Annotated in this window: 16 protein-coding genes; 4 read left to right on the forward strand and 12 right to left on the reverse strand. The window is 28.9% G+C overall.

Annotated elements, in window-relative coordinates; translation table 11 throughout:
* Positions 1 to 834: 834 nt before the first annotated feature.
* The 7 genes from HNP90_RS04510 to HNP90_RS04540 all read right to left on the reverse strand — a co-directional run bounded on the left by HNP90_RS04510 (position 835) and on the right by HNP90_RS04540 (position 4491).
* Positions 835 to 1230: a hypothetical protein gene (locus HNP90_RS04510; RefSeq protein WP_011976676.1), complete on the reverse strand. Its 396-nt coding sequence runs from the start codon at positions 1228 to 1230 to the stop codon at positions 835 to 837.
* A gap of 13 nt (positions 1231 to 1243) precedes the next feature.
* The gene (locus tag HNP90_RS04515; RefSeq protein ID WP_011976677.1) at positions 1244 to 1633 is read right to left on the reverse strand and encodes a hypothetical protein; all 390 of its coding nucleotides are present in this window, start codon (positions 1631 to 1633) and stop codon (positions 1244 to 1246) included.
* Positions 1634 to 2096: 463 nt separating this feature from the next.
* Positions 2097 to 2402: a hypothetical protein gene (locus HNP90_RS04520; RefSeq protein WP_011976678.1), complete on the reverse strand. Its 306-nt coding sequence runs from the start codon at positions 2400 to 2402 to the stop codon at positions 2097 to 2099.
* A gap of 11 nt (positions 2403 to 2413) precedes the next feature.
* Positions 2414 to 3628: a hypothetical protein gene (locus HNP90_RS04525; RefSeq protein WP_011976679.1), complete on the reverse strand. Its 1215-nt coding sequence runs from the start codon at positions 3626 to 3628 to the stop codon at positions 2414 to 2416.
* Position 3629: 1 nt separating this feature from the next.
* A complete protein-coding gene (locus tag HNP90_RS04530) occupies positions 3630 to 4070 on the reverse strand; it encodes a hypothetical protein (protein ID WP_011976680.1) in 441 nt (146 codons plus the stop codon).
* Positions 3985 to 4335, reverse strand: coding sequence for a hypothetical protein (locus tag HNP90_RS04535; RefSeq protein ID WP_048060404.1), 351 nt, complete (start codon positions 4333 to 4335; stop codon positions 3985 to 3987). Before HNP90_RS04535 ends, HNP90_RS04530 begins: the two co-directional genes overlap by 86 nt.
* Entirely contained in the window at positions 4336 to 4491 is a 156-nt protein-coding gene (locus HNP90_RS04540) for a DUF2080 family transposase-associated protein (RefSeq protein ID WP_081430729.1), read from the reverse strand. It abuts the gene before it with no gap.
* Between the two features lie 182 nt (positions 4492 to 4673).
* Here HNP90_RS04540 and HNP90_RS04545 point away from each other — a divergent pair, with 182 nt between their 5' ends.
* Positions 4674 to 5228, forward strand: a complete 555-nt coding sequence (locus HNP90_RS04545) for a helix-turn-helix domain-containing protein (RefSeq protein ID WP_011976681.1) — start codon at positions 4674 to 4676, stop codon at positions 5226 to 5228.
* 307 nt (positions 5229 to 5535) lie between these two features.
* Here HNP90_RS04545 and HNP90_RS04550 read toward each other — a convergent pair whose 3' ends face one another.
* Positions 5536 to 5706, reverse strand: a complete 171-nt coding sequence (locus HNP90_RS04550; protein WP_181486639.1) for a hypothetical protein — start codon at positions 5704 to 5706, stop codon at positions 5536 to 5538.
* A 322-nt stretch (positions 5707 to 6028) separates the two neighbouring features.
* Between HNP90_RS04550 and HNP90_RS04555 the strand changes: the two genes are divergently transcribed.
* A complete protein-coding gene (locus HNP90_RS04555; RefSeq protein WP_181486640.1) occupies positions 6029 to 6985 on the forward strand; it encodes a hypothetical protein in 957 nt (318 codons plus the stop codon).
* Positions 6986 to 7227: 242 nt separating this feature from the next.
* Positions 7228 to 7506: a hypothetical protein gene (locus HNP90_RS04560; RefSeq protein WP_258558931.1), complete on the forward strand. Its 279-nt coding sequence runs from the start codon at positions 7228 to 7230 to the stop codon at positions 7504 to 7506.
* Positions 7507 to 8998: 1492 nt separating this feature from the next.
* Here the strand turns inward: HNP90_RS04560 and HNP90_RS04565 are convergent.
* The 4 genes from HNP90_RS04565 to HNP90_RS04580 all read right to left on the reverse strand — a co-directional run bounded on the left by HNP90_RS04565 (position 8999) and on the right by HNP90_RS04580 (position 11159).
* Complete coding sequence (locus tag HNP90_RS04565; RefSeq protein WP_011976684.1) at positions 8999 to 9400, reverse strand: DUF2283 domain-containing protein; 402 nt, start codon at positions 9398 to 9400, stop codon at positions 8999 to 9001.
* Positions 9393 to 9689: a hypothetical protein gene (locus HNP90_RS04570; RefSeq protein ID WP_011976685.1), complete on the reverse strand. Its 297-nt coding sequence runs from the start codon at positions 9687 to 9689 to the stop codon at positions 9393 to 9395. Before HNP90_RS04570 ends, HNP90_RS04565 begins: the two co-directional genes overlap by 8 nt.
* Positions 9690 to 9764: 75 nt before the next feature.
* A complete protein-coding gene (locus HNP90_RS04575) occupies positions 9765 to 10613 on the reverse strand; it encodes a tyrosine-type recombinase/integrase (RefSeq protein ID WP_011976686.1) in 849 nt (282 codons plus the stop codon).
* Positions 10614 to 10628: 15 nt separating this feature from the next.
* Positions 10629 to 11159 (reverse strand): hypothetical protein, encoded by a 531-nt coding sequence (locus HNP90_RS04580; RefSeq protein WP_011976687.1) that lies wholly within the window; start codon positions 11157 to 11159, stop codon positions 10629 to 10631.
* A gap of 156 nt (positions 11160 to 11315) precedes the next feature.
* On the opposite strand from HNP90_RS04580, the gene rqcH reads away from it, so the two are divergent.
* Positions 11316 to 13358 carry a ribosome rescue protein RqcH gene (gene rqcH, locus HNP90_RS04585; RefSeq protein ID WP_011976688.1) on the forward strand — a complete coding sequence of 681 codons (2043 nt, stop codon included), beginning with the start codon at positions 11316 to 11318 and terminating at the stop codon, positions 13356 to 13358.
* Positions 13359 to 13377: the final 19 nt, after the last annotated feature.

A 13377-nucleotide genomic window follows, 5' to 3' on the forward strand; every position in this document is an offset into this window, starting at 1 on the left:
GCTCTCGCAGGTCGCGACCTGCTCAGGAGTTTCTCGAACTTTCGAAGATTGATTTTATTTTTTAATTTGTTCGCAAGTTCTCCGAAACCCCGCGCAATCTGGGAACTGTTCAGAGGTCAAGCCATAGCTTATACACCCCTTCGGGTGTATGTCGCCATATGGCGAATTTTGTGCTTAGGGCGGATTGATTTTATCGCCCTTCGGGCTAATGCTACGGTAATACGGTTTAGACTGCCCTTTGACCATCTAAACCGATTTTCCGCCTTTATCGGGTTTTGCCCTTCGGGTTCCCTCGCTAGACTCGGCAAAACCTCGTAAAGCGAAAAATCTTAATGGTTTAGCTGGAGCCAAAGGTCGGAGAGAATACTAATCCCTACGGGGTTTAATTTGTATATTGGATTTTATTCCCTTCGGGGTTTTAGTAACGGGTTTTAGGTTTTGGGAGTCTTTTGGATTTTAATTTTTTGAGTTCATTGTGCCAGGTCTTGAAGAATTGTTTTGAGTTAAAAAATATTAAAGTTAGAAAATGTTTGTTAAATTGAGTAAAAAGAATAAAAAAAGTAGATAACAATGAAATAAAGAATAAATATTAAGTTGAAACAATTTAAAAAGTAAAAAATATTTTTGTGAGTACGGAGAAAACAAATCAAAAAGGTGTATGAATCATATGAACTCCGTAGTTAAATGATTAAACATATCCAGTTTCCAAAACCAAAGCAAACCTAAACAATCCCAAAGTTGGGGAACATATCCCCGAATAATAGTTTAATTTGAGAATATAAAAAAAGTTGTAAATCTTGAAATCTTTAAAAGTTAAAAGTTAAAAATAGATTGTTAAAATTCATTACAGTAAAGTACATAATATTCTTCAACGTCTTTTGAATAGCCTATCAAATTTCCTTTCTTTATTTCATCCATTATTTGGTCTTCTTTTATAACATATCCAGCAATAAATCTATCAAGTTTTAGATATCCGTCCTTTAAAACTTTTGATTCTTCATAATTCAGTTCTGAAATGTGGATTTTTTGAAATTCATTAAATATTATCCTGTTATCGTCTGCGATATCAATACATAATTTTCTATAAATTATATCTTCATCGTCTGGTTTTTCCAAAGTTTCCCTAAATTCCCGCATTGCGATAAATCCGGTTTCAAGACCATTTAATATTAGTTTTAAATGGTTTTTTTCAAGATAATCGTGATTTGAACATATATTAACTGCTTGCATTTAAATCCCCTCGTTAATAATTTTCAGCAGGTATCGAATAAAAAAAGTTTCTTTCCTTGCTGTATTCGACAACATTTCCTTTTTTTAATTCTTCGATAATTTGTGATTCATCTATTGCTTTTGCATCTAAAATTTGAAGAACTACTAAAGAATCATCTTTTAAAATATTTGTTGAAGTTGCTTGCAGGTCTCCGAGTTTAATTTTTTGTTTTCGTACAACATAAACAAAATCTTCTTCTTCGGAAAATACACTGTTGTCCTGATAGATTTTTGGAAATGGTTTAAAAGTTCCAACATTTTCAAAATCTTTTATCGCACACATGAATAGATTTGATATTGCAATAATTGATTCCGGAATTCCAATTCTTTCATATTCTGCGTCTATTCCACTTTCTGCCATCATTTTTAACACCTCTTTATGCCATCTGGAATTTTAAAAAGTTTTTAACGGTTTTTAAATTTTTTTTGTTATTTTAGAGTAAGGAACATTTTTAAAAGGTTTTGAAAGTTTTAAAGTAATATTAATCACCTTTTAATAAATTAATCGAAATCGGTAAATAGTACAAATTTTAAAAATTATATTGCCTCATTTCAATGAGGCGTTAGTCCGGAATACGTTGTTTTGTGGAAAAAGCCTGATTCGAATAGCTTAAAACGGGGAAATATAATTGCCTTTGAAATATTGTTTTTTTCTTTTTTGATCCCTCAATATCAACTTGATAATTTTTCCTAATGTATTGATCACTTTATTTTAATCGAAACGATCAAATACTGCAATTTTCAAAAATATTTCTGCTTTAAGGTAATCTTAAAGTTTGGAAGAGATATCACTTGAAAATTTAAGGACGTTCATCACCGCCTTAATTTCAATTTTTCCAATTTCTAACCGTATAATCAATATCTACAAAGTTTTCAGATACGATATAGAACCTGTATTTACCTTTGGCTGTTTTTCTGATTTTTAAACACATTACATTTAGTTTTTGGGTTTTTAATCCGAGTGAAAACGTTAAATCGTTATTTTCTAGTTCTTCGTCGAAATTTTTTAAATCCATAGATTTTAGAAATTCTTCGGCTCTTTTTTTGGCTTCGTCGATTAGTTCTTTTTTAACTGTTTTGAGTTCTGAATGGGGCATTATCATGTATTGCATATTATTTGGAATTGCGATCATGAATATCACGTTTAAAAAAACCTCTTGGAATTACAACACGGGCAGGTGTATGACCCGTCATCACTATCAAAATACATGAGCCATCCACAATTGCAAACAAAATATTTTCCAAGAACTGATTTTAAGAAATTAATCATATCGGTTTTTACGTAAACACCCCTTTTGTCCCCTTTTTCAATTAATCCACGTTTTAAAAGTTTATTTCTTAATCCCTGATTGTCTTTATCAAAAGTCATTTCTCCAATATTGCCATAAATTAAGAATTTCAGATAATCCTTTTCAAGATTAAAAGCTAGGGCAAATTGAGTTAGTAAATCCTCGTGGTTTAGTTTGAAAGGGGTTATTTTATCTAAACTCAATCCATAGAGTTTTAAAACATCATGAATTGCACATAAAATGTGTTGTTCTAACATTTCAGGAGTTGAAAGTTTTAGGTAATCACTTGCAAAATTTTTATGCAGCGTTATTTCCATTCTGCAAATTCCCGGAGCTTTTTGATAGAACTTCAATTGAGATTTTATTTTTTTAGAATTTTTGTTAAAGTACATAGTTCTTGTTAAATCGGAATGTTTGACTACTGATTTACATTTTGCAACATCTGAAAGCCATTCATACTCCATGACATCCCTATGAAGATATTCGCAAGGAATTTCTATTGATTTTGGTGTAACGTCAATTTTTGTTAATTCGTAGTTAAACAGCTTTTTAATTAATTTTTGGTATTCTCTTCTAATTTCAAGGCATGATATATAGTAGAGATGTGCAAAATCTTTTAAAAGTTGTTTATTGTCCGTGTAATCGACAGGTAGAAAGTTTGTATCGTGAAAACCATAGTTTGGTTTTTTGATATTTTGCTTTTTCCGGTAGTATTTGAGCATATTAACGTAAACTATTGCCATGTGTGGCTCTCTCATGGATATCTGCATCCATGCAATATTTTCGCCCTCAAAATTTTCTAAGGGAAATTGTAAACCCGAAGTATGACCCCGTTTGTCTTCTGTCCTACATTTAAAGTGTTCCCATTTTTGATAAACGTCTTTTCTGTAAGTTTCTGAACCTTTTGGAATGGAATTATTTCTTTTCCATTCATCGATTTGTTTGTGTATCTCGTCAGAATATACTGTAAACGTACATCTATCAAGTGTTATTCTCGGGTCATTTAGTGTTGGATATTTCGGGTTTACGTTTTCATGAATTTTGGGTCTTAATTCGGCTAATGCTTCCATTTTAAAGACCTTCTCCGAAAACAATTTCTTTTACTAAATCTTCGTTTAGATTCATGACTTTTGCATTTTCTAAAATCTGAGTTTTACTCATTCCCCCATTTTTGAGGAGTTTTAAGTTTTCTATGTTTTCAATATCTGCGTAATAGTCTACAAGTTGTTTTACTTCTTCATTTTCTTGATATTCGTTTATTATTGTTTTTATATCAAGATATGAGAACTGTAAAAAGCCGTAGTTTTTTGTACCGCCTGAAATATTAATCCTGCCTTTTGCTTTCAAAGATTTGATATAATCTTTATCGGGATATCCTTTTGAATTTTTGATAATATTTCCCTTAGCGTCCTTTTTGTCTATGGCTTCAGTTCCGGGAAAAAGTTTCACTGACCCGTGAGGGAGCTGAATTTCTATAACTTCTGGAATCTGTTCTAGGTTCGGGGCTTCCATATCCTAACACCTTGATTTCTGTTTTCAATAATGTTTTTTTAACCTCGATTGTGTCATCTCTTGAAAGATTGAGGTGTATATCGAAGTAGAAATAGTATTTATCTTTTTTTTCGTCTTCTGCAATGGCTTTGTTCATCTCAACAGTCATGATTTTTTTAATCTGATAATTCATGTCTTGAATTTCTTTTGAAACTGGAGCAGTTATCGGAGTTGAGAGAATTTTTAATTTTTTTGGAAATATTGTGGCTTTGAATGTTTGATACATTTAATCACGGTTTTTTACCTCCGAATCTTTGAGGATTGTTAAAATGTATTCTTTTCCCAAATATTCTCTAGGACATGGCGCTCTTGCTGAATTTCCGTGTTCTTTAATTCTTCCGGTGAATGTTGTGCTTTTTACTCCATTTGATTTGATGTTCATGTGGGTTTACCTCCTTTTTATAAGTCAATACCCTAAAAGATATTGATTGTATTTTAACAACTTATTGTATAATTAAACGAGTATTTAAATGTTGTTGTTTTTTAACAATCGATATCATAAAAACAATTTAAAATAGATATAGATGGATATCCATATTATTACAAAAAAGTGAACTGATTGTCATGTTACGACTGATTGCAAAAAAGCATGTAAAAGAAATATTAAGATTATTAGAATCAAACGATGAAATGTATTTTAGTGAAATTAAAAAAGCTTTAGAACTTAATCCAAGAAATTTAACAGATTTATTAAACGAATTATACGAAAGTAAGTTAATTAATAAAAGAATAGATGAAGATAATGTTAAACTTTCAAAAGTTTATTATAGAATTACATATGAGGGTAAACTTATTTTAGATGTCTATGAGATGCTTGAAGACTTAGAAGGAAAAACTAATTTTGTTGCTTTAATAAAATATCAGAACGAAAAACTCTTTGAAAAAATTCAAAAATTTGAAGAAGGAGATATTATTTCTGCCAGAGCTACAATAGGGCCCAATTCGGCAATTTTAGATTTCAGATTAGTAGAAAAAGATGGGGAAAAGACACTGGAGGTAAGCGACTTCTCTAAGGGACTCGCAGAAGAACTTTTTGTATATGGTAATGATAGGATTATAACAGTTTATGAAATTTTAAAAAAGATAGGAACAGTTGAAAACCTTTACCCTACCAAATAACGATATTTTTCTATTTTTCGGATTTAAAAGCGGTTGATTTGTTATTTAAGATTGATTTATGTTTATTAAGTGGGGAAAAATAAATTAATGGTGGGAAAATGGGGATTAAAAAGTATTTAATTAATATTTGGAACAAATTTAATGAATTAAATAAAATTACTCAATATTATACAAAATATGCATTTTTTATCTGTGCTATTTTTTCTGTGGTTTTTACAGTATTTACATTGAAAGTTATTAACTGGAATGCAAATCCTTCTGATTTTGCTACTATGCTTTTGTACTTATTCAGTACGTCAGCACAAAGTCAAGCTGCTTTTGGAGGAATTATTATTTCTGTAACGTTAGTAGGATTGCAACTCATATCTGAAAAATATAATACAAAACTTACAACTATTTTTTTAGGGAGTAAAACATTTTGGTTAGTAATTATGGCATACATTTTTTCAATATTATTTGATATTGCCGTAAGTACCATAATTCCGGTGAATTCCAATGTTATTGAGCCTATTTTTTGGATTTTAAATAAATTCCATTTAATATTTGTAGGATTTTTTCTTTTATATTTTAATTTTATGATGGTTCCATTCTATCTGGGATTTATTATACAATGTTCAAAACCTCGTGTACTGATTAGCTATTTATGTAGCGGGCTAACTCATGAAAAAATAAACGAAAAATTGAAAAAAGAAGAATATATTTTTGACCCGTTCGAACAATTATTTAAAAAAATAATGCATGAAGAGTCGCCAAATAATTTTGATTTTCTTTTCGAGTATTTTTTTAATGGATGGTACTACGTGGCAGAAAAAAATATATATTGCGATAAAACCATCGATAAAAAATATTATTTTAAATTTAATTATGAATTCTTTATTTTATGTCTTTCGCTTGCAAATTATGCCGTTAAAACTAAAAATGGGGAATATTTAGAGCATATTTTTAGATGTATTTATAAAATGTTCGAAAGAATGAATAAAAGAATTACGTGGAATTTTGAAGAAAGTAATTATATGGGAGATTTTATTGACGACACCGTATCGAAAATTGAGAATTTAAGTAAAAATAATGGTTTTGAATCCGAAAGAGAAAGTTTACAGTGTATATTGCTAAATATTTATAAAATTGGGCTTAATGCAATAAATATTGGACAAGTTAAAAATATTAATTGTAATATGGACTATTGTGCGCATGTACTTTTTGACATATATGAATCAGAACATATTACGTTTAGAAACCTCCTCAATAACTTAATTGTCGAATTAATAGAACTAATTCCAAAAAGTAACGAAAATAGGAGTATTAAATATATATTACAAAGTATTTCTGAGAAAGTTGACTCAAAATTAAAAAGTATGTACTCCAAAAACACAATGGGTGGCAAAATATGGTTATATCGAGGTACTTTTATTCAAACTTTTGAGTTTTACCTAATAATTGCACTATTACAAAATTATGACGATTCTGTCGAAGAATATATTGACGAGTTTATACTGCCATTGGACAAGTTTTTAAAACCTTACGGACCAGTTTGGCAGTTGAAAAAGTTAGAAAACAGTAAAAAATTCATATATCTGGGGTGGATAGAACCACTAGTTTCTATTGATGAATATTATGATAATTTTGAAAAAATAAAAGAGTATATTACTAAAAAAATAAGAGAAAAAAGAATTGAAGATATAGAAAATTGGAAATCCAAAGCCAACAAATTAGACACTTTATTTATAATAGACACCGAAGGAAATTTTAAAGAATAACTCTTTTTTTAATTTTAATATGATTTTTCCAAAAATTTATCTTTTTTATTGGGTCTGTATCTTGATTTGATACATGTTTTAAAATTTTACTTTAAAATGAGTTCTAATTTCTGATTTAAATTGTGAAATTTTAAAAATATAGTTAAAATATTGATTATATTTCAATTATGGGTTTAGACCTTGACAATACCCCTTTAAAATCTTGATACCCCCATTATTTGATTAAATCGCAAATAAGATATATGGTATCAAAAATATATCTTGAAAATTTAAAAGTTGGGACAAAGATTAAAATGAATATTGAAACTAGAATAAGAAAATATTTTAAAAAAGACATTTCACACATGCTGTTTAGTGTTCTTTCAGTAATGCTTTTAACATTTATTGTTTTAAATGTATTTCAATTAGTTATAGTTCGAAATCCGTTTTTAAATGAACTATTGCATAATCTTGATATTTTAACAGGCTTTTTCATGGTCGTGTCAGCAATTGGAATTGTCGTTATGGAGATTATTTTTTAAAAAAATAAAGTTTAGAAATTAATTTCCATTACTCTTTGATACCATCTTTAAAGAGCCTGTTTATTTATGCTAAAAATAATAATTAAAAATTCTTAGCAAAAGCAAACGTCATTTAATCCCGTTAAAATAGTTATTATGTATTTTTTTAAAGTATTATGCCTTTTGTGGGCCCACATTCACAAATTAGTCATTTTTATAAGTTGGTTGTGAATTTAAAGACCTAAATTCATCTCAATTACATAATGTATTTATAAAATATGATTTTATCTAGTAATGGTTCTGTTTTAGTTCTTACGTTGTAGCACCTGAAACTTATGGTGTTGTCCTCGATAGAGTTAAATCCCCAATCATTACTAAAACAGGACCACTTTTTTATTTATAAATAATCGGGATTTTAGTTATTATTCTTTTATTTAAATTTTAAAATGGATTTTGATCGAAATTTGATCCAGAATAATTAAAAACATACACAAAAAATATTTATAGATCAAAATTCATGTTTAATGGGCCCCCTACTTGGTGTCAATACGAAATAAATTATTATCTTGAAAATATCCGAATTCTTATGAATTTATTGGGGGCCGGATATTTTTCACTTGTAAATTGTTATGGCTTTTTTCATATTTCAATTAGTAAAATTTATATACTTAAAAAATCTTTTAGCTACAATGTCCCAGGTAACTAGTTAAATCGTATTGACACCACTTTGAAATTTTTTACCTTTTTGGCCTCAAGATAGAATTTAAGGTGAATTGGGACACTCACCTCTAATTTCAAGAAAATTGATTTTTTTTAATAAATAATGATTTTAAATTTAAAAAACAGATTTTAAAAAAGTTTTTTTCAAAAAGGAATAAAAAATATCGCTAGTATTTATTACTGCATTTATATTTATTCCGTTAATCCTATCCTCGAGTTAGTTAAAATCCCCATAATAACTAACTAAGTTGGAACCGAAGTTCCATTTTTGATCTATTATTCACGTAATATTAATAGTTTACGATCAAACGGCCATAAAACTTTATTATTTGGGGGTATAACATAATTAAAGGGTATTAATTTATTTAAATTAATATTGTGGGGATATTATGAAGGTTATTTGATAAATCTTTATAGAATATCACTAAAATTAAATCAAAAATAACATATAGTATATTAAAAATAAGATACGTCGTGGCATGACCACAATATTCACATGTCTGAATTAAGTTAAAATATGCTATGTTGCTTAATTCTATAAATTCCTCTCCGATAAACTCTACGTCCAAAAGAGTTTAAACTTAGAAAATTAACCCGAAAAGTTTTTTTCTTTTTTAAATTTTTAATCCCAAGTATAACCATTAAATAGTCATTAAATACATAATTTTAACACGTCAGTAAAATGACATTTATTGTAGCTATTTTTAATATCTTTAAAAGAATTTTAAGCAGTGATTAAACTTTTATCTTGAAAATGAGTTTTAATTTTTTGATTTGAAAAAAGTAAAAAAGTTTAAGCAATCGCACTTGTTGCCTGAATATTAAATGATTCGTTTGAAAGCCCATATTCATTAAGAGCTTTTGCGTTTATTGACTTTTCAAATGGTTTATTTCTTTTTAAAACTTCTAAAATTATGTTTATTTTAACGGTTTCTTTGTAAACTTCTATAAGTCCGCTTGTTCCAATAATGTTGCTTAAATCAAATTTAGTTACTCCAAATATTTCAGAAGCATCAATTATTTCTACACCAGTTATTATTTTTTCCCCTGTTTTAGTTACACCCATATCTAAATAGATATTATCTACTTCGATTGTGTGATCGTATTCGGCTTCAATGTTTTTTCTTTTGATATACATTGCATCAGCGAGAGGATCATAATTTAAAGTTACATCTTTACCTTCAAATTTACTCATGTTTTGTCCTCCGTTTAGAATCTTGGGGAATTGGTGAAATAAAGTAGAATTTATTGAATCTGTATGCTATAACGAGAATAATGTCTTTTTTTGAATCATATTCATAATATAATTTAAATGTATCAGAATTTTGATTAATTATTCCTTTACACTTTTTAGTTTTGATTATATTATAAAGTTCATCAAATTTAAAATTTCTTTCTTTCAACCTATGAACAAAGTGTTCAGTTAGTTCATAATTGGTTTTGGAAAGTGTTTTTATAATTTCTAAAAATTCTTCAATTTCCATATTTTCACAAATGAGTAGTGATTATTTATCATTTAGGTTATTAAAAACAGTTTTTTCAGTTTAAAAAAATAAGAATTAGAAATTAATTTCCATTACTCTTTGATACTCTCTTTGCAGAGCTTCTTTGTTTTTGTGCAGATATATCGAAGTTGTGGATAAATCTTCATGACCCAAAATTAAAGAGAGTGATTTTAAGTCAATTCCACGTTCTAACATGCTTGTAGCAAATGTATGTCTTAGAATGTGGGGCGTTATCCTAATATGTATGTTTGGAGCTACTTCGTTAATGTATTCTTTATATAATGTTAGACTTCTCTGTGAAAAATGTCCCCTGTAAACTCCAAGAAATAAATTATCACATTTTGGATCTCGATAACTTCTTTCCTTGATATATTCCCTTAAGTGAAATGCCAAATCCCTATCAAAAAATACATATCTATCTTTTTTACCTTTTCCAGAACCGATAAATGCAATTTTTGAATCCAAATCTACATCTTGAACTTTGAGGTTTACAAGTTCAGATATTCGAACTCCGGTTTTAAGGATAAACATAGTAATTACATAGTAGTCGTATCTTTTGATATTTGATAAAAGATAGTTTGCTTGGGAAGTAGTTAAATAATTTCTTTCCTTTTTTTCACGTCTGAGGGTCTTTAAAAACTTTTTAACTGGATTGTCCAGTAAATATTTTTCTTCAATTCCCCAGTCATAAAATCGGCTTACTGTTCCAAGTACTGACATTTTACTATTTTTAGTTGCTTTGTGATTTGTATAAAATAAAATGACATCATTTACCATGACATCTCGCCATCTTTTATTGGCATACTTTTGGAAAGTTCTTAATCCATATTTATACGAGTTTATTGTGGATTTAGAAAGTCCTGTACAAAATTCTAAGTATCTTTTAGAGATTTCATCTTGCATTTTAAAACACCTGTTTTAAAGTTCTTGAAACTCTACACTTGCGAATCTGCCACTTGGATTTTCAAAAGCTATAAATTTATCTCCCCTTCTTTCGATGTAGTCATTAAATAACGGGTCTTGTATGACCACTTCTCTAAACATGTTGACCAATCTTGGATTATCAGTGATTCCCATTTTTTCTACTAATTCCGCAAATGTTAAAGTTTGAGGGTACACATTTCCGATGATTTCAAATGCTTTATCGATTAATTCTCTCTTTTCTTTTCCTGTTGAGTTCTCACGTAATTCTCTTGATATATGGTGTACCGATTTGAGTAATTTGTCTTGTGTTGCGTTGTTTTTCAATTCTAGGGTGTTTAAAATGTTTAATATATGGTCTAACTTATCAGTTATGTTTGGATTTTTTTCTTTCTCGTAGTTTTTGAGAGTAAATACTATTGAAAACCTTATAAAGTCGCTAAAACTATTAAAACCTAGTTCTTTAGATTCTTTTTTGTAAAGTTTTAGTTTTTCTTCGTCATGGAAGTAAACTTCTGTTCTAGGCAACTTACCACCTGCCAAATATTTTAATAAGTACAGTATATATAGTATGGTAAACGTCGAAATCTACGTTATATTACCATGATAAGACTTATGGAATTTAGATAATCATTATTCTTTGAAAAACATTAAAATCATTTGGAAAATTTGGAAGAGATACGTATGAAAACAGAGATGACGAACGTTGATATCAGTGCCGCAGTATCCGAACTTCAAAAAGTAATCAACGGAAAATTAGACAAGGCTTTTTTAGTAAATAACCAGGATGGAAAGGAATTAATTTTAAAAGTACACATTCCTGAAATTGGTTCAAGAGAAATCGCAATAGGCCTTGGAAAGTATAAATACATAACAACTACGGAATACGAGAGAGAAAAACCAAGAAACCCCCCTTCATTTGTAATGTTACTTAGGAAACACTTGAAAAACATTAAAATAACGAGTGTTGCCCAGCATAACTTTGACAGAATTGTAATTTTTAATTTTGAATGGAACGAATTAAAATATAAACTGATTATCGAGTTATTCGGGGATGGAAATGCAATACTCCTCGATAGTGAAGATAAAATCATTTTGCCATTAAAAATTGAAAGGTGGAGCACAAGAAAGATTGTTCCAAAAGAAATTTACAAGTTCCCGCCTCAAAAGGACCTCGATCCAAAAAATTTAGAGTACTCGCTTGCTAAAGAATTATTTATCGAAGAATTCCATAAGGAAGAAAACAAAGATACAGAAGTTGTAAGAATAATTTCAAGAATTTTTGGGCTTGCGGGAGTTTATTCAGAAGAAATTTGTTTAATTTCAGAAATAGATAAAAATTTGAAAAATCCGAAAAACGAAGAAATTAAAAAACTTTTCGAAGGCTCAAAATCATTTTTTAAGAGAGCATTTAATGAAATAAAACCAAAATCAGTACTTAAAAATGGGGAATTCATAGATATCGACCCAATTGATTTAAAAATGCATGAAAATTTAAAAGAAAATGAAATTAAACATTATGAAAGTTTTTTAACTGCACTTGATGAATATTTCTCAAGATTTATAATGAAAAAAGAGATTAAGCAGGCTGAATCAAAACTACAAAAACTCGTGAAAAAACAGGAGCGTATATTAAAAAGCCAGCTTGAAACTAAAGAAAAATACGAAAAACAATCCATTTTAAACCATAAACGTGGAGATTTGATTTACGCAAATTACTCACTAGTAGATGAAATTGTAAGCACAATTAAGCTTGCAAGAGAAAAAATGGACTGGAATGGAATTAAAAATGTAATTAAAGAAAATAAAACTCATCCAGTTTTAAGTAAAATAATAAACGTGAATGAAAAAAATGCAGAATTAACACTAAATCTATCTGCTGACTATGGAAATGGACTTATTGAAGATACAGTACCTGTAGATTTAAGAAAAAATGCTTTTGAAAATGCAGACATAGTTTACCAAAAATCAAAGAAATTTAAAAATAAAGTTCACGGTGTAATTGAAGCTTTAAAAATTTCTGAGAAAAAACTTGCTGAATTGAAAGAAAAAGAAAAACTTGATTCAGAAGTACTGAAAGAAAAAGAAGAAAATATTAAGAAAAAGGAAAGAAAAGTCCTTAAATGGTATGAAAAATTAAAATGGACGGTTATTGGCGGATATTTAATTGTTGCAGGAAAAGATGCGACTACAAACGAGATGTTGATAAAAAGATATGTTGAAAAAAACGATATAGTATTCCACACACTCATGGAAGGAGCCCCATTTACAATTATTAGAACAGAAGGCTCTGAAGAAATACCTGATGAAAATATCCTGTTTGAAGTTGCAAAATTTGCAGCATCACACTCAAGAGCTTGGAAACTTGGAATTGGAAGTGCAGATGTCTACTGGGTTAGGCCAGACCAGATTTCAAAAACCGCAGAAAGTGGGGAATTCTTAAAAAAAGGAGCTTTTGTAATTAGGGGAAAAAGAAACTTCATAAGAAGTGCTGCACTTGAACTTGGAATCGGTATGTTAGAGTACGATGGAAAATTAAGAATAACCACCGCCCCTGAAAGTGTTACAAAAGAAACCTTTAAAAAATGGCTTTTGTTAAAACCGGGTAAATTAAAAAAGAGCGATCTTGTAAAAGAGCTTTTAAAAGAATTTGGTGAATTCGAAGTAGATGATGAAGATATTTTAAGGGCACTTCCTCCAGGAGAGAGCGAAATAAAACTAAAATAATTTTTAATTTTTAAAATTC

The sequence above is a fragment of the Methanococcus maripaludis genome (assembly GCF_013760955.1).
GTDB lineage: Archaea > AGJL01 > Methanococci > Methanococcales > Methanococcaceae > Methanococcus > Methanococcus maripaludis_A.